The following is a 25,553-nucleotide window of genomic DNA, read 5'->3' on the forward strand; positions in this document are numbered from 1 at the left end:
ATGGGGCTGCGCATCGAGGACTACGCAACGGTCGGTGACCTCCACACCATGGCGCTGGTCGGCCGGGACGGGGCGATCGACTGGCTGTGCCTCCCTCGCTTCGACTCACCGGCGTGCTTCGCCGCCCTCCTCGGCAACGACGACGCGGGCACGTGGCGGATCGCTCCGGCCGGCGCCGGCATGTGTTCACGCCGCCGGTACCGCGGCGACAGCCTGGTCCTGGAGACGGAGTGGGACACCCCGGACGGCACCGTGCGCCTCATCGACCTCATGCCGGTGCGTGACCGTGAGGCGGACGTCGTGCGCATCGTGGAGGGCGTCTCCGGACGCGTCCCGATGCGCATGGAGCTGCGGCTGCGGTTCGACTACGGCCATGTCGTCCCCTGGGTGAAGCGGCACGGCCACGAGCTGTCCGCGATCGCGGGGCCCGACGCCGTGTGGCTCGACACCCCCGCGCCGCTGGAGGGCCGGAATCTCACGACGGTGTCCGAGTTCGAGGTCTCGGCGGGGCAGCGGGTGCCGTTCGTGCTGACCCACCACCCCTCGCACCAGCCCGCACCCGCGCGCCGGGACCCTGAGCGTGTGCTGGCAGAGACCGAGGCGTTCTGGGCGGACTGGATCGGGCGCCTGACCTACGACGGCGACTGGGCGGACGCCGTGCGGCGCTCCCTCGTCGTACTCAAGGGGCTGACCTATGCACCGACGGGCGGCATCGTCGCGGCGGCGACGACATCGCTGCCCGAGCAGCTCGGCGGTCGGCGGAACTGGGACTATCGGTTCTGCTGGCTGCGCGACGCGACGTTCACCCTCCAGGCGCTCCTCGGCACGGGGTTCGTCAAGGAGGCCGGCGCGTGGCGGGACTGGCTGCTGCGCGCCGTCGCCGGCGATCCTGCCGACCTCCAGATCATGTACGGGATCGACGGCACGCGGCGTCTGCCGGAGTACGAGCTCGACTGGCTGCCCGGGTACGAGCGCTCGGCCCCGGTGCGGATCGGCAACGCCGCCGCCCGCCAGGTCCAGCTGGACGTCTGGGGCGAGGTCCTGGACGGGCTCCACGTGGCTCGTGAGGCCCACCTTGACCACGTCACCGAGGCGTGGGAGCTGCAGAAGGCCATCCTGGACTACCTGGAGGGGCACTGGCGCGACCAGGACCACAGCCTGTGGGAGGTCCGGGGGCCGACCCGGGACTTCGTGCACTCCAAGGTCATGGCCTGGGCGGGACTCGACCGCGCGGTTCAGGCGGTGGAGCGGTGGGGGCTCGACGGCCCTGTCGCCCGGTGGAGGGCGCTACGGTCGGAGATCCACGCCGAGGTGTGTGATCGGGGCTACGACGCCGACCGTCGGACCTTCACCCAGTCCTACGGCTCGCGCGGTCTCGACGCCGCGCTCCTCCTCATACCCCAGACCGGCTTCCTCCCCTGGGACGACGACCGCGTCGTCGGCACGGTCGACGCCGTGCGCCGAGAGCTCGTCCAGGACGGCTTCGTCCTGCGATATCGTCCCGAGGGCGGTGTGGACGGTCTGCCCGGCGACGAGGGCACTTTTTTGGCGTGCAGCTTCTGGCTCGCCGACGCCCTCCACGCCACCGGCCGCGGGGCGGCGGCGGTCGCCCTCTTCGAGCGGCTGCTGTCGGTGCGCAACGACGTCGGTCTGCTCGCCGAGGAGTACGACCCTTACCTGCGCCGGCAGCTCGGCAACTTCCCGCAGGCGTTCAGCCACGTGGGCCTCGTCAACACGGCGCGTCACCTGAGCGGGACCCGGCCGGCGTCTTCACCCGCATGCCCGGCTCCTTGACGGCGTCGTCAGCCGAGCCAGACGAAGGGCGGACCGACTCCGGCCTGGCGGTCACCGCGACCGTCACGGTGACGCCCGCGAACATGCTCACGAACGGCTCGTTCGAGCAGTGGGACACCGGCTGGGCCGTCGCAGGCCCGGCCCAGGTTCGCGAGTCGGCGGCGGACGCCACCGACGGCGTGCGTGCGGTGAACACGTGGTCGGACCCGACGATCGAGGTGGTGGTCGGTGAGGACGGTGTCGTGACCGTGGCCGTCACCGCCTCGCTCACCGCGCAGGCGTGGGGCTGGTACGACGGCGTCGTCCTGACCCCCGCGACCGGCGCCGTCGTCGACACCACGGCCCTGCTGGCCCAGCTCGACCTGGCCGTGGAGTATGCCCACGTGGTCCTTGCCGCCAGTCGTGCGCGCGGCGACGTCGAGGTGCCGTGCCGGCCCGAGCACCCGCGAACCGTGGACACGCTCGGCTGAGCCGGACCGCCCGGTCCGGGACGGGGAAGCCCCGTCACGCACGATGCGTGACGGGGCTTCTCCGTCATCGGAGCAGTGCCGCTCAGACGGAGCGGTCAGAAGGTGGAGAACTCCGCCAGGCGGTCGATCTGCTCGACGCTGCGGGCCGTCTCGAGAATCCACTCGAAGTACTTGGTCATTGGTGCCTCCCATCGGAAGGTGTTGCAGGAACGGTTCCGAAGAACACGCCCTTGGGCACCTCGACCGGGTTCACACCCGACACGTCCAGGATACGTGCCGGACCGCTGACGGACGGGCCCCGGCCGGGTGACCTTGTTCATGCACGTGCATCGAGGGTTCCATGACGTGAACGCGTAGCCGGACCTTCCATGACGACCGGAGACGGGCTGCCCCCCCTTGGCCAGTGGTGTGCCGACGCGCCGAAAACCTGCTGCCGGGGAGAGGGGCCGCGAGGACCTTCGCCCCTTGCGACGTGCTGTCGCTCGGCGGTGGGGTGGGGATGATCCCGCGAACCGCTGCGCATGCGGGAGGGATGCAGGTACCGGTCAGGCACCGCCCTCGGCACGGGACGTTCCGACGAGGAGATCGGTCATGGGTTGGTTCGCGCGGCGGGGGTCCCCCGCCATGGTCGTCGCAGGTCTCGCAGCCGCGCTGGCGCTGCTCGCGCCCGCGGCGGGAGCCGCGACGCCGGAGGTGCCGGACCCGAGCGTGCGGGAGCAGGTGACGACCCTCCAGGACCACTGGGACCGTGAGGCCAAGGCGGCGAACCCCGTCAAGGGTCCCAAGCCGGACAAAGCCGCGAAGTCCCAGGCCCCCGTGCTCAAGAGCAGGCTGCTCGCCGCCGCCGCGCCGGACGAGTGCTTCGCCGGCGTCGGGGCGCACTACCCGACCGGGACGTACGACGACGAGGGCAACCTGGTGTGCCCGGAGGGCAGCCAGACCAAGGTCAACCAGGCCTACGTGTGGGGGCTGACCAAGACCGGGGACGACCTGTGGTTCGGCACCGGCCCGAACATCGTCTGCCTGGTCTTCAGCAGCTACCTCCGCAGCACCGGTCCCGTCATCAACGACTCCTGGGTCTGCGAGGGCGAGGAGTCCAGCTTCCGCACCGCCTGGACACCCGGAGTCACGCTCCCGCCGACGTTGGGCGACTGGCGCCCCGCAGACCTGTTCCGCTACGACCAGGCCACCGGGACGCTCAACGGGCTGACGATCCCGGACAGCGACCCGGCCGGCAAGGCCAGGCTCGGCTCGACGATCGGCATCCGCTCCGCCGGGTCGATCGGCGACCGCGTCTTCTTCGCCGGCCCGGGCATGGGCAGCTACCTCAACGTCTTCGTCTTCGACACCGGCGGCGCCTACGTCGGCAGTGAGTCCCTGCCCGGCTTCACGAACATCCGCAAGTGGGTCGAGGTCGACGGGCACCTCTACACCGGCGTCCGGGCCGGCAACGGCGGCCAGGTCCTGCGCTACACCGGCAGCTCCCCCGCCGACCCGTTCCAGTACGTCTCCGTGGGCACGGTCCCCAGCGAACCGGCCGAGCTCGCCGAGCACGACGGCCGCCTCTACGTCTCGACCTGGCCCGCAGCGGAGAACGCCTCGCTGTACATGAGCCCGCCGATCAGCGCGGGCGAGGTCGACGTCGTCGACCTCGGGTCCGTCTGGCAGCGGGTCTGGACCGCCGGGGACTACGAGCCGGACCCCGTCACCGCCGCGACCTACGGCGGCGGAGCGCTCACCTCGTTCCAGGGGCAGCTCTACTGGGGCACGATGCACGTCCCCTTCACCGCCGCCCTGGGCCACACCGACGTCTACGGCCCCTGGGACTCCGACGTCGCCGAGCTGGCCAACGCCCTGGGTTCGCACCGGGCGATCAGCATCTTCCGCGGGGACGAGCTCGACACCGACTCCCCCACCGTCGAGCTGCTGTACGGCTCCGCCGTGCTACCGGTCTACGACGGCCAGGCGTGGACGCTTCGGCCGAACACCATGGGCGCCGAGCCGCTCTACGGTGCCTCGGGCTTCGGGAACTTCTTCAACAACTACACCTGGACCATGGGTGTCTACCGTGACGACCTCTACGTCGGCACGATGGACTGGAGATACCTGCTCGCCAAGGGTGCCGAGGGCGTGCTCGACCTCTCCGGCATCCCCGCGCCGGACGACCTCTACGGCGCGGACCTCTGGCGCTTCCCCGACGCGACCAGCGCGGCACGGCCTGAGCGCACGGACGGCGTGGGGAACTACGCCAGCTACGGCATCCGCACCATGGTCGCCGACGACGAGGACGGCCTGTTCCTGGGCATGGCAAACCCGATGAACCTCATGACCGACACCAGCGACGACAGGCCGGAAGGCGGGTGGCAGCTCCTCAGGCTCACCCCCAGGCGCTGAACGGCGTGCGTGCGGCCCGGGCGGGCCGCACGCCGCCGCGCCCGTCCGCGTGAGCGGGAGCACTAGGCTGCGGTCGTGACGGACCCCCGGCAGCCGGCGACCGGTACTCGGGCGTCGCCGCGGTTGTTCGACCGGTTCAGCGTCGGGATGTACTCGGCCTTCCTCCTGTGGAACTGGTTGCTCTACGCCTACGGGCCGGCTGTCCAGCTGCTCGGGGCGGACCTGGGCTTCAGCGCCGCGGCGATCGGCCTGCACGGTGTCGCACTGGCCGTCGGCACCGCCCTCGCCGGTGTGTGCCTGCCGGTCGCGGTCCGGGCTCTGGGGCGGCGTGGCGCACTCCTGTGCGGGGCGACGACGGTCGCCCTCGGCGCCGTCGGGCTGACCGCGCTCTCCGACCTGCCAGGGACGATGGGTGCGACCGTGGTGCTCGCGCTGGGCGGGAACCTCGCGATCGCGGCGGCCCAGGCAGGTCTGGTGGTGCACCACACGGTGAACAGCGCCGCCTCGGTGTCCACCGCGAACGGCCTGGGCACGCTCGTGGGCCTGTTCGGACCGCTGCTCATCGGCGCGTCCGTCGCCGTCGGCTGGGGCTGGCGCCCGGTCGTGCTGGTGACCGTCCCGGTGGCCATCGCGGTCGCCGTGCTCTGGGTGCGGATGCCGGCCCTGCCGGCGCTGACACCACGACCGACCTGGACATCACCCCGAGGCCGCGGCGCGGCGACCCCTGCGTCGCTGACGCCCGAGACCGGCGCCAAGGCGCCGGACCGCACGCGCAACCCGCTGCCCGCCGCGGGCTGGTGGTTCCTCCTCGCCGCACTAATGGGTGTCGCGATCGAGAACGCGACCACGTTCTGGGCGCTCACGCTCCTGGTGGAACGCACCGGTGCCGGCGCAGGGCTGGCGGCCGCGGCGGGCGCAGCCTTCGTCGCGGGCATGGCCACGTCGCGGCTGACGTCCCGCGTGGTCACGGCAGGCAGGTCACCCGCGACGGTCGTCGTCGGCGCGTTCGTCGTCACGGTCGCAGGGTGGCTCGTGCTCTGGCTCTCCACCGCACCGGCCGTCGCCATGGTCGGGCTCGCCCTCGCCGGCATGGGGTGCGGCCTGCTGTACCCGCTCTCGGCGAGCCTGCTGCTCTCGACGGCCCGTGGCAGCACCGATGCGGCCCAGGGAGTGATCATGCTCGCCATCGGTGTCGCGGTCGGGGTCGTCCCGTTCGCGCTCGGCGTGCTCGCGGGGCTCTTCGGCGTGCACACCGCCTTCCTGCTCGTCCCGGGCCTTGCCGCAGCGGGCCTGGCCGCCACCCGGTTGGGAACTCGTCAGATGCGCGGCTCCCCCGCACGCGCCACATGATCGCGGGCGGTGCCGTCGCACCTCGACCCATCCGAGCGGCGGAGTCGGCTGCTCGAGACATGCCTTCCAGCCCGAGGACGGATCCTGACATGTCCCACCGCCTCGCCGGGCTCAGTCACACGGTCTTCGCCCGCCACTCCAACCCGTGGAGCGCCTGGACCCGCTGGCTGAGCACCCCGCTCGTGCTGGTCCCGCTGTGGACACGGCGGTGGAGCCACGCCGCAATCATCGGTGCCTGGATGGCCGCCAACCCCGTGATCTTCCCGAGGCCGGCGGACGAGCACGCCTGGTCCACCCGGGTGGTCCTGGGCGAGGAGCAGTGGATCACCGATCGGCCCCGCGACACGGCGATGGCCGTCAACGCGGCGGCCACGCTGGCCGGCGTCACCGCACTGGTCGCCGCCCGGCGGCACCGGGCCGCACCGGCGGCCGGCGCCACCGCGGTCGTCATGGCGCTGCTCCTGGTCTACTGGCGGCTCATGGCGCGCTATCACGACCAGCACCGGCGCGCCGGCACCGGCTGAGCGCCGACCGGGCGACCCGCACAGGAGTGCTCGTTCGAGCGGCGCCAGCTCGAAGGGTTGCTCCGGCCTCACGGCACTGTCAGGAGTGGTGCCCCCGGCAGGACTTGAACCCGCGACCGACGAATTATGAGTTCGCTGCTCTGACCAGCTGAGCTACAGGGGCGTGCGGCGCTCAGAGCGCTCACGACGGCGCCCAGCGTACCGGCCGCGTTACCGTGGTCGGGTGATCCTGCGCCGCGACCGCCGCCTGCCCGAGCCCCTCGCCGCCCACCTCGCCGCACGCGACGCGCCCCTCGCGTCGGCGGAGCTGGCGGACGGGACCTGGGCCGTCGTCGCCCGAGCGGCTCTCGCCGTGGTCGGCCCGAGCGGGATCGTCGTTCGCTCGCCGTGGCACGAGGTCGAGCGCGGCACGTGGGACGGCGACGAGTCGGTCCTCACCGTCACGTGGGTCGACGGCGTCCGCGCCCCGCTCGAGCTCAAGGTGCATGACGCGCCGAGTGCCGAGCGGTTCACCCGCGCCCTTCGCGAACGGGTCCAGTCCTCCCTCGTCCACAGTGAGAGCGCCGAGCTGCCCGGCGGGGCCATCGTCATGGTCCACATCCGTCGCGACGAGGACGGGGCACTCTTCTCCCAGGTGACCGCCCGCGGCCGGCTGCGCGACGACGCCGAGGAGCGCCGTCTGGTCGACGAGATGGAGCGTCACGCCCGCGCCGCTGTGGGCCTCACCACATGACCACCTCGGGGCGCGTCCGGTGGCCGGAGCGGCTCTGATTCTTTGCTAGAGTCCTATCTCGCGATCCCGCGTAGCTCAATTGGCAGAGCATCCGACTGTTAATCGGACGGTTACTGGTTCGAGTCCAGTCGCGGGAGCCGGACGAGGCCCGCACCACGAGGTGCGGGCCTTCATCGTTCATCCCTGGCCCCTGGCATCGTTCGACGCTGGCCCCTGGCGCTCACCCTGCACCGGCGCCCGTGCCGGCCTTTCAGGTCCCACGCCGTCCGGCGCCACGCCGTCCGGGAGCCGCTCGAGCGAGGAGTGCGGCTCCCCCTGGGCGTGAACGTCCCCCGGCGCCACGTCCGAGTCCGGACCCGGACCCGGCTCGAGACCCAGGGGGCCGTCGGCCACCGGCGCCCCCGCCGCCGTCTCGACGTCGCGCGGGTCGGCGTCGCGCGGGTCGGCGTCGCGCGGGTCGGCCCCGACCTCGCGCGCCTCGGGTGCGGTGGTGTGGTCCTCGGGCATCGAGACTCCCTCGTCGTCGCTCGTGTGCGCTGACGACGCTACCGCGCACGCGGCCGGGAGACCTGGGGAGGAGCGTCGGAGCCGGTTACTCGGTGCGGAGGGCGCGCCGCCGGTTCTCCAGGGTCACGAGCTCGCCGAACGTGGCCGCATAGGTGGGGTCGCCGGGATCCGTGCGCTGCAGCCGGCCCTTGACGTCGGCGATCTCCCGGGTGAGGCCCATCCGTATGAGCGCGGTCAGGACGCCCTGGGCGTAGCCGCCGAGGGCGTCGGGCCGGTCCTCGGGCAGCGGCGCCACCGCGAGCTCGGTGAGGACGCCGGCCACCGGCCCGGCGGCGTTCTCGCGCACCTCCTCGGCCCACCAGCCCGCCGCCTGTCGCGCCGCGTCACCGCCGCCGGCGGCCGCGACCTGCTCGACGCGCTCGCCGTACGCGCGCGTGCCCCCCGCCGCCCGGATGGCGTCGTGCACGCCCCGGTAGGCCGGCACGGTGAACGTGTCCGGCGCGAGGTCGTCGAAGCCGGCTCCGAGGGCGTGCTGCGGGAGCTGCAGGACGACCTCGAGCACCTCGCGCTCGAGCCGGGCCACCGGGTCCTCACGCATCCGACGCTCGCCACCGCCCTGGCGGCCCTGGCCGTTCGACCCGGACAACCGGTTGACGTCACCACGCACCCAGCCGCCTTCCTGGCGTGCGCCACCACCGGTGCGCGCGCCGCCGTCGTAGCGCCCGCCACCCTCGCCGTGGCGACCACCGCCACCGTCGGGTCGCCACTGGCCACGCGAGCCGTCGGGAGCGGCGTCCCGGCCCCCGCCGTCACGACCACCGCCGTCACGACCACCCGCTCCGCCGTCGGCCCCACCCGGGCGCGGCGCCCGCTCGGCCACCTGGACCGCGCGCCGCACGCTGATCTCGTCCATGCCGAGCCACCCGGCGAGCTCGCGGGCGTACTCGGCCCGCAGCGCCCGGTCCCGGATGCTCGCCACCACCGGCGCGGCGGCGCGCAGGGCGGCGACCCGGCCCTCCGCCGTCCCCAGGTCGAGCTGGGCCAGGACGGAGCGGATCGCGAACGCGAACAGCGGCTGCCGGGTGCTGACGAGCTCCCGCACGGCCTCGTCGCCGCGCTGCAGGCGCAGGTCGCAGGGGTCGAGCCCGTCCGGCCCGACGGCGACGAAGGTCTGCGTCGCGAACCGCTGGTCCTCGTCGAACGCCCGCAGGGCGGCCTTCTGCCCGGCGGCGTCGCCGTCGAAGGTGAAGATGACCTCCCCGCCGTGCGTGGCGCCGGAGGAGAAGATCACCCCCGAGGCCGGGTCGGCCGAGTCGCCCAGCAGGCGCCGCACGATGCGGATGTGGTCGGTGCCGAACGCCGTGCCGCAGGTCGCCACGGCGGTGCCCACGCCCGCGAGGTGCGCGGCCATGACGTCGGTGTAGCCCTCGACGACGACGACGCGTCGCTCCTTGGCGATCGCCCGCTTGGCCAGGTCGAGGCCGTAGAGGACCTGGGACTTCTTGTAGATGGGGGTCTCGGGGGTGTTGAGGTACTTCGGCCCCTGGTCGTCCTCGAAGAGGCGCCGGGCCCCGAAGCCCACGGTGTCGCCGGTGATGTCCCGGATGGGCCAGACGAGCCGGCCGCGGAAGCGGTCGTAGATGCCCCGGTTGCCCTGGGAGACCAGGCCGGAGGCGGTGAGCTCGGCCTCGGTGAAGCCCCTCCCGCGCAGGTGCCGCATGAGGTGGTCCCACCCCTGCGGGGCGTACCCGACGCCGAAGGTCGCGGCGGCAGCCCGGTCGAACCCGCGCTCGGCGAGGAACTGCCGCGCCTGCTCAGCCCCCGGGGTGTCGAGCTGGCCGGCGTAGAACTCCTCCGCCACGCGGTGGGCGTCGACCAGGCGCTGACGGCGGCCGTGCTCCTCACGGGGACGGCCCGTCCCGCCGTCCTCGTAGCGCAGCTGCACGCCCACCTTGCCGGCGAGGTGCTCGACCGCCTCGCTGAAGGGCAGGTGGTCGATCTTCTGGACGAAGGAGATGACGTCGCCGCCCTCGTCGCAGCCGAAGCAGTGCCACAGGCCCAGCTGGGGCCGGACGTGGAAGGAGGGCGTGCGTTCGTCGTGGAAGGGGCACAGCCCCTTCATCGATCCCACGCCTGCGGGCCGGAGCGTGACGTACGTGCCGACGATCTCCTCGATGCGGGCCCGTTCGCGGACGGTGGCGATGTCCTCGCGACGGATGAGCCCTGGCATGGCGTCAGTCTAGGTGGCCCGGACCGCGTGCCGGCCGCCGCTCGGGAGGGCGTCGCACCCACCCCACCTGTGGAGTGTCAGTACACCTCGGAGAGCATCCCGCACAGGCGCGCGTGCCACTGCTGGGCCGAGGGGTCGGTGAGGGAGGCGACCTGGTCCACGACCGCGCGGAGCCGACCGGCGTCGTCACCGGCCTCCCGGTAGTCGGCCGCGAAGGGCGCCTCGAGGTGCCGCTCCCCGCCCGTGGCGAGGGCGTCGACGAGGTCGAAGACGATGGTCCGCTGCGCCAGGTAGAGCGGTTCGAGCTCGCGCGGGGCCATGACGTACAGCGCCGCGACGCCCTTGAGGACGAGGATCTCGGCGAGGGTGGGGTCCGGGACGACGAGGTCGGCGGCGTAGCGCGTCAGGCGCCCCCGGCCGTAGCGTGCGCGCGTGGCGTCCTCCGCCGCCCCACAGAACCGGCCGATGAGCTGGCTCGTCATGTCCTTCAGGCCCGCCAGGTCGCGCCGCGAGCCGTCGTAGGAGCGCACCCAGACGGGGTCGGCGAGGAGTCGCTCGAGCGCCGCGCCCAGCTCGTCGTCGGAGACCGGCGGGTCGTACCAGTCGCGCACCTGGGCCACGACGCGGGCCTGCTCGCCCTGGCGCCGCAGCACGTCCATCTCCACGCGACCGCCGACGATGGCGTCCTCGACGTCGTGGACGGAGTAGGAGATGTCGTCGGCGAGGTCCATGACCTGGGCCTCGAGGCAGCGCCGGAGGTCGGGCGCTCCCTGTCGTAGCCAGGTGAAGACGGGCAGGTCCTCGGGGTAGACGCCGAACTTGCGGGTGGTGGTGCCGTCCTCCCGGGCCGGGCCCTCGCCCGGCAGCCACGGGTACTTCGTCGCGGCGTCCAGGCTGGCCCGCGTGAGGTTGAGGCCCACGCACTCCCCCTCGGCGGTGAACACCTTCGGCTCGAGCCGGGAGAGCAGCCGGAGGGTCTGGGCGTTGCCCTCGAACCCGCCGATGCCACGGGCCACCTCGTGCAGGGCCCGCTCGCCGTTGTGGCCGAACGGGGGGTGGCCGAGGTCGTGGGACAGGCACGCGGTGTCGACGACGTCGGGATCGCACCCCAGCGCCTTGCCGAGCTCGCGGCCCACCTGCGCGACCTCGAGCGAGTGGGTCAGCCGCGTGCGGACGAAGTCGTCGCTGCTCGGACCGAGCACCTGCGTCTTGGCCCCCAGCCGGCGCAGGGCCGAGGAGTGCAGGACACGTGCGCGGTCGCGCTCGAAGGCCGTCCGGCGCGGGCTCTTGGCCTGCTCCTGCGACCAGCGCTCCCGGTCGCGGCCGGTGTACGCGTCGTCGGCACCGGGGGCGGCCCCCGGGCCGGGGACGAGCGGGGCGTCGGGCACGCCTGGAGCCTACGTGATCGGGTGTGCCCTGCTGCGATGTGGGCCACAATGGGCCGCGTGAGCCCCGCCGTCGAGCCCTCCCCCGTCCGAACGCCCGACGCGCCCGCCGACGCGGACGCGCCGGAAGGGGCGGACGTGCCCACCGACGCGGACGTGCCGGGCAGGACGACCGATTCCGCACCGCCGGCGGGGGGACCCGGCGGGACCGGCCGGCTCGGCGACCTCACCGTGACCACCCTGGTCCACCGCGGAGCGAGGGGCCCGGCGGCCTGGTGGGAGGCCGCCGTCGTCTACCAGGTGCCCGGGCGGCTCGACGTGGCCGGCGCCCGCACGCTCAGCGCCGAGATCTCCCACCTGGCCCGGCTCGGCGCGGACGTCCTGCAGGTGCGGGTGCCCGAGCTCGACCCGGCCGACCCGGCGGCCGCGCCGGTGGTCGGCGACCTCGTGCGCCGCACCCATCAGCGCGGGCTGCGGATGGTCGTGGGCCTGGCCGGTCACGACGCGCCGGCGGGCACCACGGACCCGGCCGCCTGGCACCTGGCCCGGTGCGCCGCGTGGCTGGACCGCGGGGTCGACGGCATCGACATGGTGGTCGCCCAGGCGTCGTCCCACGACGGCCCCCACCGGCACGAGGGGATCGACCTCGGGGCGCTGCACGCCCTGCTGGCCGAGCGCTCCGACGACGCCGTCCTCACCGGCGCGGCGAGCGCCACTGACGCGGGGTCCCTGCTGGCGCACCTGCAGGAGGACTGGCTCCACGTCACCCGCGACGACCGGCTCGCCGTCACCGACTGGTCGGCGGAGCCGCTCCGGTCCACGATCACCGACTCCTACGCCGTCCGCGACGTCATCGGCGTCCCGGCCGGCTGGACGACGACGGGCGTGGGGCCGGCGCGCGGCCGCCGGGTGTGGGCCCGGACCGACGAGGACACGAGGGAGCGCCGCCTGCGCGCCCTCACCCTCCTCACCCTGGCCCTGCCGGGGGTGGCGTACCTGCGTCAGGGCGACGCCACCGGCGTGACGGTGCGCGACGAGCACCCGGTCGAGTTCAGCACCGCCACCGTCGCCCGGGTCGCGCAGGAGCAGCGCGGCGAGCTGGGCAGCGCGTTCGAGAACTTCCGGCTCGCGCTCCGGCTGCGCCACGAGCTGCGGCTCGGCACCGGGCACCTGGCCTGGGTGGACGAGAAGGACGGGCGCGAGGCCCTGATCCTGGTCAACCGCTCGGTGCTCGTCGTGACCAACCTCGGGGAGGACGCCGTCCGCGTCCCAGCCGACCGCGAGCTCCTCCACGCCTCCAGCCCGCTGGGCCCACCGGTCGACGGCGACGTGGTCGTGCCGCGGGACACCACCGTGTGGTTCTCGCTGGCCTGACGCGGCCGGCCTCCTCGGCCAGCCGCGCCGACGACGTCAGGAGCGGCGGCGTCAGCCCTTCACGGAGCCGGCGGTGAGACCGCCCACGATGTAGCGCTGCAGGAAGAGGAAGAGCAGCAGCACCGGGATCGCCGAGATGACGGCGCCGGCGGCGAACTGTCCCCAGTTCGCCTCAAGGAGGGATGACACCCACCCGTAGAGACCGACCGCGAGCGTCCAGTTCTCCTCCGACTGCAGGATGGTCCTCGCCAGGATGAAGTCCGAGAACGTGCTGATGAAGGACAGGAGCCCGACGACGGCGAGGATCGGTGCGACCAGGCGCAGGATGATCGTCCAGAAGATCACGGCGTGCGAGGCCCCGTCGATCTTGGCCGCCTCGTCGAGCTCCTTGGGGATGGTGTTGAAGAAGCCGTACATGAGGAACGTGTTCACCCCGAGCGCCCCACCCAGGTAGACGGCGATCAGCCCGAGCTTGCTGTTCAGCCCGAGCACCGGCACTACGTTGCCCAGGCCCAGGAGCAGCAGGAAGATCGCGACGAAGGCGAGGAGCTGGGGAAACATCTGGATGACGAGGAGTGCCATCAGGCCGAGCCGTCTGCCGGTGAACCGGAAGCGCGAGAAGGCGTAGGCGGCGGCTGCCCCCATGAGCACCGTCCCCACGGCTGTGACGACTCCAATGAAGAGGGTGTTGCCCGCCCACGTCCAGAAGAACGTCCGGTTGAGGTCGGCAAAGTTCTCGCCGCTGAAGTTCTCGAAGAGGGCGTTCGAGCCGGTGAGAGTGCCGCCGGGGTTCAGGGCCGCGGAGATGATGTAGACGATGGGGAACGCCGCGTACACGACGGCGAGCACGCCGACGACGTGGCGGAACCCGACGTCGAGGAACCAGCGCTTGCGGCTGGTGCGGTTCACGGAGGGCGCTGCGGTGGTCGTGACCATGTCAGTTGATCTCCTCGAGCGAGCGGGTCTTCCGGAAGCTGATCACCGAGATCGTCGCGACGATGATGAAGATGACGATCGAGAGCGCACTCGCGAGGCCGTAGTTCTTGGCCGCGGTGCCGTCCAGGCCGGAGATGGAATACACCATCGAGATCAGGATGTCCGTATGACCGATCGGCACGGAGGCGTCCTCCATCCGGGGGCCGCCCCCGGTGAGCATGTAGATGAGGTTGAAGTTGTTGAAGTTGAACGCGAAGGACGAGATGAGGAGCGGCGCTGTCGACACCATGAGTAACGGCATGGTCACCGACCACCAGGTTCGGACGCGGCCGGCCCCGTCGATGGTGGCGGCCTCCATGACGTCCTTGGGGATGGACTGCAGGGCACCGGTGGCGATGAGGAACATGTAGGGGAAGCCGAGCCAGAGGTTCACCCCGAGCACGGAAAGCTTGGCGAGCCACTCGTCCGTCAGCCACGGGATCTCCGCTCCGCCCAGCAGCACCTGGTTGACGAAGCCGAACCGCCGGTTCAGCAGACCCGACCACAGCAGCGCCGAGAGGAATCCGGGGAAGGCGTACGGAAGGATCAAGAGCGTCCGGTAGATCTTGCGCCCCTTCACCCGCTCGTCGTTGAAGACCATCGCCAGGAACAGGCCCAAGAAGAACGTCGTCGCCACCGAGAGGAAGGCGAAGGCAATCGTCCAGACGAGCACCTTGAGGAACGGGGTGGAGTACCGGGCGTCGCCGAAAGCCGTGGCGAAGTTCTCGAAGCCGACGTTGACACGCCAGCCCACCGGGAGCGTCTGCCCGTCGGCGGAGACGAACTGGCCGTTGTCGTCGGGCTCGTAGACCGTCCCGGTCTGGGTGTCCGTCATCGTGCCGGCGGCCTCGTCGTACGCCAGCGTGGAGATGTAGACATAGCCGTTGCGGGCGTCCGTAGTCCTGATCGACCCGTCCTCCGGGTCGTCCGAGACCGGCACACGCAGCGCGGTGATCTCCGCCTGGCGCGCGAGGATGTCCTGGCGGGACAGGGTGTCGTAGCCGGGAACCTCCGTGACGGCACCGTCGGCGACGGTGGCGTCCTCCACCGTCTCCAGCGGCGTCTCCGCACGGCCCACGCGTACGTCGCCGTTCGCGTTGACGATGCCGAACGCGAGCTCGTCACCGTCACCGAGGACCACGAGGGGGTAGGCGGCCGAGCCCTCGACACGGCGCTCGTTCTGCACCAGAAGGGCCTCCACGGCGTCGGCCTTGGTCGAGTTGTGCCCGTCGCCGTAGTTGGTGAACGCCACCCAGCCGGTGTAGCCGATGACGAACACCTGGTAGACGAGGAGGAACGCGAGGCCCGGCAGGAGGTACTTCATCGGGAGCATGCGCCGCGAGAAGTAGACGACGTTCGCGGCCACCAGCAGCGCCACCATCACGGCGAGGATCCCGTAGGACTCCTCGGCCCAGGCGGCAAGGATGACGTAGACGCCGAGTGCGTTGACGGCGGCCATGACGATCAGCTTGGCGACGAACCCGCCGCTGAAGGTGTTGGCGTGGGATTCGCTCGGCCTCGGACGAACGCGACGCCTGCGCGTCGTGCTCCCCGCTGCGGGCTGGACACTCATCTATGACCCTCCGTGGACCGGCCGGTGGCCCGGCACGTCGTCGTGCGACTGCACCTTTCGCCCGCGGCGGTCGCCACCGGGCAGCGGGTCGGCGTCGTGCCGCCCGCGAGATCGGGCGCGCAGCCGGAGGTCCGGCTGCGCGCCCGTCGAGGCCGAGGCCTCGTGCGTCAGGCCGCGGCGTCCAGCGCGCCCTGGATGTCGGAGACCATCTTCTCCCACGCGGCCACCGGCTCGAGGGAGCCGTTGACGATCCCCGCCTCGGTGACACCCCAGAAGGCCCACACGGAACCCATCTCGGGGATCGACGGCATCGGCACCGCGTCGGCGCCGACGGTCCGGAAACCGTCCGTGACCGGGTCCGCGGCCGCGGTGTCAGCAGCGGCGGTCAAGGCCGGCGGTCGGTCGCCCGCCTCGTACAGCGCGAGCTGGGCGTCCTCGGTGGCCATGTAGTTGACGAGGAAGTCGTTGGCCAGGATCGCGTTCTCGCTCTGCGCGTTGACGTAGAAGCCCTGGACGCCCGCGAACGGCTGTGCCGGCTCCCCGCCCGCGCTCGGGATCGGGTCGACGGCGAGGTCGAGGCCCTCGAAGCTGGCGATCATCCAGGGCCCGCCGATGATGAAGGGCGACTGCCCGTTGGCGAAGGCTTCCACGGCGATGTCGTAGGTGACGGCCGTGTCAAGGTTCCCCGCCGCACCCTGCTCGGCGAGCCAGGTCGCGAAGGCGTTGCCGGCCTCACCGCCGAGGGCGAGCTCGGGGCTGTAGGAGCCGTCCTCGTTCTGCACGAACACAGGGGCACCGAAGGACGTCTGCATCGGGTACATCGTGTAGGGGTCACCCTCCTCGCCCATCTGGATGAGGATCGGGTACTCGGTGCCGGCTGCCTCGCCTGCCGCGATCGCGTCGTCCCACGTGGCCGGCGCCTCGGGAGCGAGGGCGGTGTTACGGATCAGACCGATGTTCTCCACCGCGTAGGGCAGGCCGTAGACCTGGCCGTCCTGCGTGAAGGCCTCGACCGCGACGGTCTCGAACTCGGCGGCCTTGTCACCGAGCTCGATCGGGGCGACGACACCGTTGGCTGTGAGCTCACCGAGCCAGTCGTGGGCGCCGACGGTGATGTCCGGGCCCTCACCGGTGGGGACCTGGGCGTTGAAGTCCGCCCGGATGTCCTCGAAGTTCTTGAGCACCGTCTCGACGGCGGTCCCGGTCTCCTCCTCGAACGCCGCAGCGGCGGTCTCGACGGCAGCCTGCCGGGTCTCGTCGACCCAGACGGTGAGAGTTCCGCCGTCGCCGGCCGCCTCGGTACCGGCCTCGGTGGTCTCCTCGGCCGCCGGGGCTGCGGTGGTCTCGTCGTCGGTGGCGTCGCCGCCCCCGCCGCACGCGGCAAGCGCCATGGTCATGCCGACCGCGGCCGCAAGGGTGATGCTCCGTCGCATCGTCATCTCCTGTAACAGTTGTTGGATGGGTTTCTCTGCCGGTCTCCCTGTGGTGCCAGCACCTCGGGGAACCCGATGTGCAAGAGAGTAGGCATGTCGGTAGCCAGACTGCAACAACTTGCAGTAACTTTCAGGCAACAGTTTCATGACAGCCGTGCAGGGTTGCACGCAGGATGCAGGAGTGAGTGGCCATGCAAGCGCGCACCAGGCTTACCGACGTCGCCGAGCAGGCCGGCGTCAGCACGGCGACCGTCTCTCGGGTCCTCAACGGCAAACCCGGTGTGGCCGGAGAGACGCGCCGGGCGGTCCTCGCCGCGCTCGACATGCTCGGTTACGAACGGCCCGAGAAGCTGCGATCGCGGTCCAACGGGCTCGTCGGCCTGGTGGTGCCCGAGCTGAGCAACCCCGTCTTCCCCGCGTTCGCGCAGTCCATCGAGACCATGCTCGCCACCACGGGCTACACGCCCCTGCTGTGCACCCAGTCCCCCGGCGGCATCACGGAGGACCAGTACGTCGACATGCTCCTCGAGCACGAGGTCGACGGCATCATCTTCGTCTCGGGCCTGCACGCCGACACCCACGCCGACCCCGCCCGGTACCAGCGGCTGCAGGAGCGCGGCGTCCCGATCGCCCTCATCAACGGCCACAACCCCGAGATCGACGCCCCGGCCTTCTCCACCGACGACCGCGGCAGCATGGACCTGGCCGTGCGCCACCTCGTCTCCCAGGGCCACCGCACGATCGGGCTGGCCATCGGCCCGGACCGGTTCGTCCCGGCCCGCCGCAAGCGCGACGGCTTCGTCGAGGCCATGCGCAACTACCTCGACGTGTCCGACCCGGCGATCGTCAGCACGCTGTTCACCGTCGAGGGGGGCCTGAGCGCCGGCACCTCGCTCATCGATCTCGGGTGCACCGCGATCATCTGCGGGTCCGACCTCATGGCGCTCGGCGTCGTGCGGGCCACCCGCGCCCGGGGCCTGCGGGTTCCCGAGGACCTCTCCGTCGTGGGGTACGACGACTCGGCGCTGATCCCGTTCACGGACCCGCCGCTGACGACCATCCGCCAGCCCGTCGAGGCCATGTGCCAGGCCGCCGTCACGACGCTCGTCGCCGAGATCGGTGGCTCGAGGGTCCCCCGCACGGAGCTGGTGTTCGTACCCGAGCTCATCGTCCGCGGCTCGACCGCCGCCGCGCCGGGCAACGCCGTAGGGCTGGCGATCTAGGTCGTCGTGACGCCTGCCCGGCTGGCCTCCGCGCGCCGACGGCGTCAGGATGGTCGGTCGGCGACGCCCCGTCGCACCCCAGCACCCCAGCACCCCAGCACCCCAGCACCCCAGCACCGACCCAGGAGATCGATGTCCACCCTCACCCGTGCCGACCTGACCGTCCACACCCCCGCCCAGGGGCGCGCCCCCTGGTGGCGCCAGGCGGTCATCTACCAGGTCTACCCCCGCTCCTTCGCCGACGGCGACGGTGACGGCATCGGCGACCTGCCCGGGATCACCGCACGGCTGGACCACCTGGCCGCGCTGGGCGTGGACGCCGTGTGGCTTTCGCCCTTCTACCGCTCCCCGCAGGCCGACGCGGGCTACGACGTCGCCGACTACCGCGCCGTCGACCCGCTGTTCGGCACCCTCGCCGACGCCGACGCCCTCCTCGCCCGCGCGCGCGAGCTCGGCCTGCGCGTCATCGTCGACCTCGTGCCGAACCACACCTCGGACGAGCACGAGTGGTTCGCCGCGGCCCTCGCCGCCGGCCCCGGCAGCCCCGAGCGGGCCCGCTACATCTTCCGCGAGGGCGGCGGGGAGACCGGTGAGGAGCCCCCGAACAACTGGGAGTCCGTCTTCGGCGGCCCCGCATGGACCCGGGTGCGCGACCGCGCCGACGCCCCGGGCAGCCCGTGGGCCGAGGACGGGCAGTGGTACCTCCACCTGTTCGACTCCAAGCAGCCCGACCTGGACTGGGGCAACCCCGAGGTCCGGGCCGAGCTCGAGGACGTCCTGCGCTTCTGGCTCGACCGCGGCGTCGACGGGTTCCGCGTTGACGTCGCGCACGGCCTGGTCAAGGCCCCCGGCCTGCCCGACTGGGCGGGGCACGTGAGCATGGTCGAGGGCGCCGAGGACGCGGACGACACCGACCCCGAGTCCCCCGCGCTCCGCTCCCCCGAGGGTCACCACGCGCACCCGCCGATGTTCGACCAGGAGGGTGTGCACGAGATCTACCGCGACTGGCACCGGGTCCTCGCCGAGTACCCGGGCGACCGGGTGCTCGTGGCGGAGGCGTGGGTGGACCCCATCGAACGCCTCGCGCGGTACGTCCGCGCCGACGAGATGCACCAGGCCTTCAACTTCGCCTTCCTCGTCTCCCCCTGGCACGCCCCCGAGCTGCGGGACGTCATCGCCCGGTCCTACCGGGCCAACGACGCCGTCGGGGCGCCGACGACCTGGGTGCTGTCGAACCACGACGTCGTCCGGCACGCCTCCCGGCTGGGCCTGGCCCGCACCGGCAAGGGCCCCAACGGCATCGGCGCCACGGACCCGCAGCCGGACGCCGAGCTCGGACTTCGCCGGGCCCGCGCCGCCACGCTGCTCATGCTGGGGCTCCCGGGCTCGGCGTACCTCTACCAGGGCGAGGAGCTCGGACTGCCCGAGCACACCGAGCTGCCGGACGAGGCGCGCCAGGACCCGGCGTTCTTCCGCACCGGCGGGGTCGAGCGCGGCCGCGACGGGTGCCGGGTGCCGCTGCCCTGGGAGCAGGACGCGCCCGGGTTCGGCTTCTCCCCCACCGGCCGCACCTGGCTGCCGCAGCCCCCCGAGTGGGCCGACCTCGCAGCCGACGCGCAGACCGGGCGGCCCGGCTCGACCCTCGAGCTCTACCGCGAGGCGCTGCGCCTGCGGGCAGGGCTGGGGCTCGGTCTGGGGTCGATGTCGTGGAGCGCGGAGCACGCGACGAGCCCCGACGTCGTCGCGTTCGTCACCACCGGTGCGGCCGAGGTCCTCGTCCTGACGAACCTCGGCGACGCCGACGTCGCCCTGCCGGGCGGGTGGAGCGCGCTCGTGGCCAGCGGTCCGCTGGGTTCGGGCACCGACGGCGACGCGGTCACCGTGCCGGTCGACACCACGGTCTGGGCGCGGCGCATTTGACCTGACGCTGACGTGGTCCCGCCCGGCCTCGGCGCCGCGCGGGACCACGCACGCGCGGCCGGCCCGCCGTCGCCGGCCCGGCCGGCCGCTCAGCCGCCGGAGACGGAGAGCTCGGCCTGGCTGATCATCGCCAGCAGGTCGGCGTCCATGTCGCGGGAGTCCAGCCAGCCGTCGGGCAGGTGCGGGGCCTTGGGGCTGCCGGCCCGCCCGCGCGGCCCCTCGGCGCTCTCCCCGGGGTACGCCTGGTCGAGGTCGAGGGCGGCGAGCCGCTCGTCCAGCTCGGCGAGGGAGGAGACGAGCCCCAGGTCGTGCCGAGCCTCCCCGCCGACGACGTAGCCCTTGAGGTACCACGCCATGTGCTTGCGCATCTCGCGCAGGGCCCGGCCCTCCTCGCCGAAGTGCTCCACCATGAGCTCGGCGTGGCGCCGGACCGTGGCGGCCACCTCCCGCAGCCCGGGCCGGACCCGCAGGTCCGACCCGTGCGCGGCGGCGACGAGGTCCGTGAACAACCAGGGCCGTCCCTGGCACCCGCGGCCCACGACGACGCCGTCGCACCCGGTGCTCGCCATCATCTCGGCGGCGTCCTCGGCCGACCAGATGTCGCCGTTGCCGAGCACCGGCACGCTCGTCACCGCCTCCTTGAGCCGCGCGACGGCCTCCCACCTGGCCGTGCCCGAGTAGTGCTGCGCGGCGGTGCGGGCGTGCAGGGCGACGGCGGCCACGCCCGCACGCTCAGCCAGCCGGCCGGCGTCGAGGTAGGTGAGGTGGTCGTCGTCGATGCCCATCCGCATCTTCACCGTCACCGGCACCTCGTGCTCCCGCCCCGCCGAGGCCTCCCTGGCGGCGGCGACGGCCTCGGTGACGATCGCGTCGAAGAGGTCGCGCTTCCACGGCAGCGCCGACCCCCCGCCCTTGCGGGTGACCTTGGGCACCGGGCAGCCGAAGTTGAGGTCGACGTGGTCGGCCCGGTCCTCGGCGACGAGGATGCGCACCGCCGCACCGATCGTCGCGGGGTCGACGCCGTAGAGCTGGACCGAGCGCACCGGCTCCGCGGGGTCCGGCGTGATCATCCGCATCGTCTCGGGCGTGCGCTCGACCAGTGCGCGCGAGGTGATCATCTCGCTCACGTAGAGCCCGGCGGGCGCGAACGGGCCGGACGGGCTCGCGGCAGCCGGCGCGGCCTCGCCGTCGCCATCGCCGGAGGGGACAGCGGTGGCGCCGACTGTGGCAGAGGTGGCGCCGACGGTGGCAGAGGTGGCGCCGACGGTGGCAGAGGTGGCCCCGGCGGTGGCAGAGGCCGCACCGGCGGCGGCGAGGCCGGCGACGCCGGACTCACGGCACAGCCGTCGGAAGGGTGGGTTCGTCACCCCGGCCATGGGGGCCAGCACGACGGGCGTGCCGAGGGAGACGGCACCGATCTGGAGGTCGCTCACCGAGCCATTGTCACCGGCGGGGCCGAGGAGGGGCGAACCGGGCCGATCACATCGTGCCCGCCACGGTCCCGTGCGGGCGCCCGGCTGACGAGCAGCGCGGCGATGGCCGTCGTCACGGGGATCGCTAGCACGAGGCCCACGGAGGAGACGAGGGTGCGTACGATCTCCTCGGCGATCTCTCCGGCCATGAAGGTGTCGAGCACTGCACGGTCCATGAGCGAGGCGACCATGAGTACCGGCAGCGCGGTGCCGACGTACGCGAACGCCAGGGTGTAGACGGTCGAGGCGATGTGGTCCCGGCCGATGCGCATCCCCTGGGCGAACAGCCGCCGCCGCGGCAGCGACGGGTTGGCGGCGTGCAGCTCCCAGACCGCGGAGGCCTGGGTGATGGTCACGTCGTTGAGGGCGCCAAGGCCTGCGATGACGATGCCGCACAGGAGCAGGTCGGCGAGGGAGAGGTTGGGGAACTGCGAGGCGAGGATGAGCGACTGGTCCGACCCGGCGCCGGTGAGGTTGGCCGACCCCGTCCCCCACACCCCCAGGGTCGCCGTGACCGCGAGGCCGACGAACGTACCGAGCAGGGCCGTCGTCGTGCGGATGGACACACCGTGAGCGAGGTAGAGCGAGAGGAACAGCATCGCCCCGGACCCCACGAGCGCGACGAGCAGCGGCGGGCTGCCGAGCATGAGCGCCGGCAGGACGAACAGGAGGATGACGGCGAGGGACGTGCCCAGGCCGGCCATGGCGGCCAGGCCGCGCCAGCGGGCGACCGCGAGGACGACGGCGGCGTAGATCGCGACGAGGATCCACACCGGGCTGGAGCGCTCGAAGTCCCAGAAGACGTACGGGCTGCCGGTGCCCATGGCGTCGGGGCTGAACATCAGGCGCAGCCCGTCACCGACGTCCATCCCATTGGCCATGATCTCCGGCGGCACCTGGACGGGCACCACCTGGCCCGCGCCGCTGCCGGTGGACAGCTCCACGCGGACCTGACCGCCGTCACCGTCCGGGCCGAGGATCTCCACGACCTCCCCTGCCTCGATCGTCATGCCGGTGCCTGCGAGCGGGACGGAACCGATCGGCGTCTCCCCCCGCGGCCACAGGGCGAGCAGCCCGACGACGGTCGCGACAAGGAGGGGCAGGACCAGCGCGGCGAGGATCGCCCGCACCCGTCGGGCCTCTGAGGGGTTGAGCGGCAGCTCGCCGGAGTGGTGGTGGCTCACGTGCCCATGCTCGCCCCGCGGCGGGCGCGGACCGCGCAGGCCACGCCGTCCGACGGTCGGACACCGGCCTGCCGGGCTCGACGAGGGTCACGCGTGCTCGGCGGCGACCGCGACGCCGAGCGAGCACTGTCGCGTCGAGGTCGCGGGTGCCGGGACCAGTCAGGACCCTCGGACGTCCTCGCTCAGCGCGCTGGTACGACCTCGGCTACTTCGACGCCGAGCGAGCACTGTCGCGTCGAGGTCGCGGATCCCGGGGTCGGTCAGCACCCTCGGAGGTCCTCGCTCAGCGCGCAGGCACGACCTCGGGCACCGCGACGCCGAGCCAGCACGACCGTAGCGTCCGTGCACCCACCCACGCGGGCGGCGGCGCCGGCAGCCAGTGGCCGCCGGCGCCGACGCTCAGCAGCCGACGAGGCGCTCGGCGAGGTAGCCGCGCACCTTGTCGAGGGAGATGCGCTCCTGGCTCATCGAGTCGCGCTCGCGCACGGTGACGGACTGGTCCTCGAGGGAGTCGAAGTCGACCGTGATGCAGTACGGCGTGCCGACCTCGTCCTGGCGCCGGTAGCGCCGACCCACGGCCCCGGCGTCGTCGAACTCGACGTTCCAGTACTTGCGCAGCTCGGCGGCGAGGTTCTTCGCCACCGGGGAGAGCTGCTCGTTGCGCGAGAGCGGGAGGACGGCCGCCTTGACCGGGGCGAGGCGCGGGTCGAGACGCAGGACGGTGCGCTTGTCCACCCCGCCCTTGGTGTTCGGCGCCTCGTCCTCGGTGTAGGCATCGGCCAGGAACGCCATGAGGGAGCGGGTCAGGCCTGCGGCCGGCTCGATGACGTACGGGACCCAGCGCTCGTTCTTCGCCTGGTCGAAGTAGCTGAGGTCCTGCCCGGAGTGCTCGGTGTGGGTGGCCAGGTCGAAGTCGGTGCGGTTGGCAACCCCCTCGAGCTCGCCCCACTCGCTGCCGCTGAACCCGAAGCGGTACTCGATGTCGACCGTGCGCTTGGAGTAGTGGGAGAGCTTCTCCTGCGGGTGCTCGTAGTGGCGCAGGTTGGCCGGGTCGATGCCGAGGTCGGTGTACCAGGCGGTGCGGTTGTCGATCCAGTACTGGTGCCACTCCTCGTCCGTGCCGGGCTCGACGAAGAACTCCATCTCCATCTGCTCGAACTCGCGCGTGCGGAAGATGAAGTTGCCCGGGGTGATCTCGTTGCGGAAGGACTTGCCCACCTGCCCGATCCCGAACGGCGGCTTCTTCCGGGCGGAGGTCATGACGTTGGCGAAGTTGACGAAGATGCCCTGGGCGGTCTCGGGGCGCAGGTAGTGCAGGCCGGACTCGTCCTCGACCGGGCCGAGGTAGGTCTTGAGCATCATGTTGAAGTCGCGCGGCTCGGTCCACTGCCCGCGGGTGCCGCAGTTGGGGCACGCGATGTCGGCGAGGCCGTTCTCCGGGGCGTGGCCCTTCTTCTCCTCGTACTCCTCGGCCATGGTGTCGGCCCGGAAGCGCTTGTGGCAGCTGAGGCACTCGGTGAGCGGGTCGGTGAAGACGCCCACGTGGCCCGAGGCGACCCAGACCTGGCGCGGGAGGATCACCGAGGAGTCGATCCCCACCACGTCCTCGCGCGAGGTGACCATGTGCCGCCACCACTGGCGCTTGATGTTCTCCTTGAGCTCGACGCCGAGGGGCCCGTAGTCCCAGGCGGAGCGGGTGCCGCCGTAGATCTCCCCCGAGAGGTAGACGAAGCCGCGCCGCTTGGCGAGGTTGATGACGTTGTCCAGGCGCGAGGGTGCTGCCACGGGTGATCACTCCGGTACTCGAGTCGGACCCGCACCTGGCTGGTGCGGGCGGGCGCCGGTGGTGACCGGCTGCGGGGACCAACCTACCGACCGGCGTGCAGGGATGCCGTCCGCGCGAGGCAGGAGCCCGTACCCGCGGCGGGGGACCCGCGGTGTGGCCACGCCCGTGGTGCGCGCCACACCCGGCGGGTTTGACGATCGTTCTCATTACCGATGAGAATGATCCTCATGACGCGACGCACACTCCGTACGACCGCCGCGACGGCCGTTCTGGCGACCACCCTCGCCGCCTGCTCCGGGACCGGTTCGAGCGACGGCGACGCCGGCTTCCCCGACGCGGCCGGCGGAGAGGTCCTCGCCTCCTTCTACCCGCTGCAGTACGTGGTCGAGCGGGTGGGCGGTGACCGTGTCCGGGTCGACTCCCTGACCCCACCCGGAGCCGAGCCGCACGACCTCGAGCTCGCCCCGGCCGACGTCGCGCGCCTCGGCGAGGCGTCCGTCGTGGTCTACCTGTCCGGCTTCCAGCCGGCGGTCGACGACGCCGTGGCCCAGACCTCGCCCGAGCACCTCGTCGACGCGGCCGCCCACGCCGAGCTCGCCGGCACCGACGACCACGCCGACGAGGAGTTCGAGGGCGACGACGAGGCGGACGAGGAGTCGGCCGAGGGCGACGACCAGGCGGTTGAGGCGGGCGCCGACCCGCACCTCTGGCTGGACCCCACCCTGCTCGCCGAGGTGGCCGGCGACGTCGCGGACCAGCTCGCGGCCGCCGACCCCGACAACGCCCAGGAGTACCGGGCGAACGCCGAGACCCTGGCCGGCGAGCTGACGGCCCTGGACGAGGAGTTCACCGCCGGGCTCGCCCAGTGCGAGATCCGCACCGTCGTCGTGGCCCACGAGGCGTACGGCTACCTCGCCGAGGCCTACGACTTCGAGCAGGTGGGCATCTCCGGCATCGACCCCGACACCGAGCCATCACCCGCCCGTCTGGCCGAGATCGGCGACGTCGTGCGCGCCGAGGGCGTCACGACGATCTTCACCGAGTCCCTCGTCAACCCCAAGGTGGCCGAGACCCTCGCCGGCGACCTCGGCGTCGAGACCGCGGTGCTGGACCCGCTGGAGGGCCTGGCGGACGACAGCAAGGACTACCAGGTCGTCATGCGGGAGAACCTCGCCGCCCTGAGGGAGGCACTCGCTTGCGCGTGACCGACGGCACGGGCGGCACCG

At 72.4% G+C, this 25,553-nt stretch carries 19 protein-coding genes and 2 tRNA genes; 11 read left to right on the top strand and 10 right to left on the bottom strand.

Features of this window, described 5'->3' with window-relative positions; all coding sequences use genetic code 11:
• The 5 genes from EDD32_RS16360 (at position 1) to EDD32_RS16380 (ending at position 6,532) form a co-directional block, all read left to right on the top strand.
• Positions 1-1,794, top strand: a complete 1,794-nt coding sequence (locus tag EDD32_RS16360; protein ID WP_123919179.1) for a glycoside hydrolase family 15 protein — start codon at positions 1-3, stop codon at positions 1,792-1,794.
• An 83-nt stretch (positions 1,795-1,877) separates the two neighbouring features.
• Complete coding sequence (locus EDD32_RS16365; RefSeq protein ID WP_123919181.1) at positions 1,878-2,264, top strand: hypothetical protein; 387 nt, start codon at positions 1,878-1,880, stop codon at positions 2,262-2,264.
• 591 nt (positions 2,265-2,855) lie between these two features.
• Positions 2,856-4,658 carry a hypothetical protein gene (locus EDD32_RS16370; protein WP_123919183.1) on the top strand — a complete coding sequence of 601 codons (1,803 nt, stop codon included), beginning with the start codon at positions 2,856-2,858 and terminating at the stop codon, positions 4,656-4,658.
• A gap of 75 nt (positions 4,659-4,733) precedes the next feature.
• Positions 4,734-6,008 (top strand): MFS transporter, encoded by a 1,275-nt coding sequence (locus tag EDD32_RS16375; protein WP_123919185.1) that lies wholly within the window; start codon positions 4,734-4,736, stop codon positions 6,006-6,008.
• A gap of 89 nt (positions 6,009-6,097) precedes the next feature.
• Positions 6,098-6,532: a DUF6653 family protein gene (locus EDD32_RS16380; RefSeq protein WP_123919187.1), complete on the top strand. Its 435-nt coding sequence runs from the start codon at positions 6,098-6,100 to the stop codon at positions 6,530-6,532.
• 86 nt (positions 6,533-6,618) lie between these two features.
• Here EDD32_RS16380 and EDD32_RS16385 read toward each other — a convergent pair.
• A tRNA-Ile gene (locus EDD32_RS16385) sits at positions 6,619-6,695 on the bottom strand.
• Between the two features lie 60 nt (positions 6,696-6,755).
• Here EDD32_RS16385 and EDD32_RS16390 point away from each other — a divergent pair.
• Positions 6,756-7,265: a hypothetical protein gene (locus EDD32_RS16390; RefSeq protein ID WP_123919189.1), complete on the top strand. Its 510-nt coding sequence runs from the start codon at positions 6,756-6,758 to the stop codon at positions 7,263-7,265.
• 64 nt (positions 7,266-7,329) lie between these two features.
• Positions 7,330-7,402 (top strand) — tRNA-Asn (locus EDD32_RS16395).
• Positions 7,403-7,442: 40 nt separating this feature from the next.
• Here EDD32_RS16395 and EDD32_RS16400 read toward each other — a convergent pair.
• The 3 genes from EDD32_RS16400 to EDD32_RS16410 form a co-directional block, all read right to left on the bottom strand.
• Complete coding sequence (locus EDD32_RS16400) at positions 7,443-7,772, bottom strand: hypothetical protein (RefSeq protein ID WP_123919191.1); 330 nt, start codon at positions 7,770-7,772, stop codon at positions 7,443-7,445.
• Positions 7,773-7,857: 85 nt separating this feature from the next.
• Entirely contained in the window at positions 7,858-10,002 is a 2,145-nt protein-coding gene (dnaG, locus tag EDD32_RS16405) for a DNA primase (protein ID WP_123919193.1), read from the bottom strand.
• Between the two features lie 77 nt (positions 10,003-10,079).
• Entirely contained in the window at positions 10,080-11,390 is a 1,311-nt protein-coding gene (locus EDD32_RS16410; RefSeq protein WP_123919195.1) for a deoxyguanosinetriphosphate triphosphohydrolase, read from the bottom strand.
• A gap of 57 nt (positions 11,391-11,447) precedes the next feature.
• Between EDD32_RS16410 and EDD32_RS16415 the strand changes: the two genes are divergently transcribed.
• Positions 11,448-12,761: an alpha-amylase family protein gene (locus tag EDD32_RS16415; protein WP_123919197.1), complete on the top strand. Its 1,314-nt coding sequence runs from the start codon at positions 11,448-11,450 to the stop codon at positions 12,759-12,761.
• A gap of 51 nt (positions 12,762-12,812) precedes the next feature.
• Here EDD32_RS16415 and EDD32_RS16420 read toward each other — a convergent pair whose 3' ends face one another.
• The 3 genes from EDD32_RS16420 to EDD32_RS16430 all read right to left on the bottom strand — a co-directional run bounded on the left by EDD32_RS16420 (position 12,813) and on the right by EDD32_RS16430 (position 16,742).
• A complete protein-coding gene (locus EDD32_RS16420; RefSeq protein WP_123919199.1) occupies positions 12,813-13,697 on the bottom strand; it encodes a sugar ABC transporter permease in 885 nt (294 codons plus the stop codon).
• Position 13,698: 1 nt separating this feature from the next.
• Positions 13,699-15,309 (bottom strand): ABC transporter permease subunit, encoded by a 1,611-nt coding sequence (locus EDD32_RS16425; protein WP_123919201.1) that lies wholly within the window; start codon positions 15,307-15,309, stop codon positions 13,699-13,701.
• 167 nt (positions 15,310-15,476) lie between these two features.
• Entirely contained in the window at positions 15,477-16,742 is a 1,266-nt protein-coding gene (locus EDD32_RS16430) for a sugar ABC transporter substrate-binding protein (RefSeq protein ID WP_123919203.1), read from the bottom strand.
• A gap of 191 nt (positions 16,743-16,933) precedes the next feature.
• On the opposite strand from EDD32_RS16430, the gene EDD32_RS16435 reads away from it, so the two are divergent.
• Together EDD32_RS16435 and EDD32_RS16440 are read left to right on the top strand one after the other, a co-directional pair.
• Positions 16,934-17,965, top strand: a complete 1,032-nt coding sequence (locus EDD32_RS16435; protein ID WP_123919205.1) for a LacI family DNA-binding transcriptional regulator — start codon at positions 16,934-16,936, stop codon at positions 17,963-17,965.
• Positions 17,966-18,097: 132 nt separating this feature from the next.
• A complete protein-coding gene (locus tag EDD32_RS16440) occupies positions 18,098-19,885 on the top strand; it encodes a glycoside hydrolase family 13 protein (protein ID WP_123919207.1) in 1,788 nt (595 codons plus the stop codon).
• A gap of 89 nt (positions 19,886-19,974) precedes the next feature.
• Here EDD32_RS16440 and dusB read toward each other — a convergent pair whose 3' ends face one another.
• From dusB to EDD32_RS16455, 3 genes are all read right to left on the bottom strand, one after another.
• A complete protein-coding gene (dusB, locus tag EDD32_RS16445; RefSeq protein ID WP_123919209.1) occupies positions 19,975-21,318 on the bottom strand; it encodes a tRNA dihydrouridine synthase DusB in 1,344 nt (447 codons plus the stop codon).
• Positions 21,315-22,541, bottom strand: coding sequence for a YibE/F family protein (locus EDD32_RS16450; RefSeq protein WP_246006187.1), 1,227 nt, complete (start codon positions 22,539-22,541; stop codon positions 21,315-21,317). Before EDD32_RS16450 ends, dusB begins: the two co-directional genes overlap by 4 nt.
• Positions 22,542-22,940: 399 nt before the next feature.
• Positions 22,941-24,326: a glycine--tRNA ligase gene (locus EDD32_RS16455; RefSeq protein ID WP_123919213.1), complete on the bottom strand. Its 1,386-nt coding sequence runs from the start codon at positions 24,324-24,326 to the stop codon at positions 22,941-22,943.
• A gap of 228 nt (positions 24,327-24,554) precedes the next feature.
• Between EDD32_RS16455 and EDD32_RS16460 the strand changes: the two genes are divergently transcribed.
• Positions 24,555-25,532: a metal ABC transporter substrate-binding protein gene (locus tag EDD32_RS16460; protein WP_211338868.1), complete on the top strand. Its 978-nt coding sequence runs from the start codon at positions 24,555-24,557 to the stop codon at positions 25,530-25,532.
• Positions 25,533-25,553 lie beyond the last annotated feature (21 nt).

This window comes from Georgenia muralis (assembly GCF_003814705.1).
GTDB lineage: Bacteria > Actinomycetota > Actinomycetes > Actinomycetales > Actinomycetaceae > Georgenia > Georgenia muralis.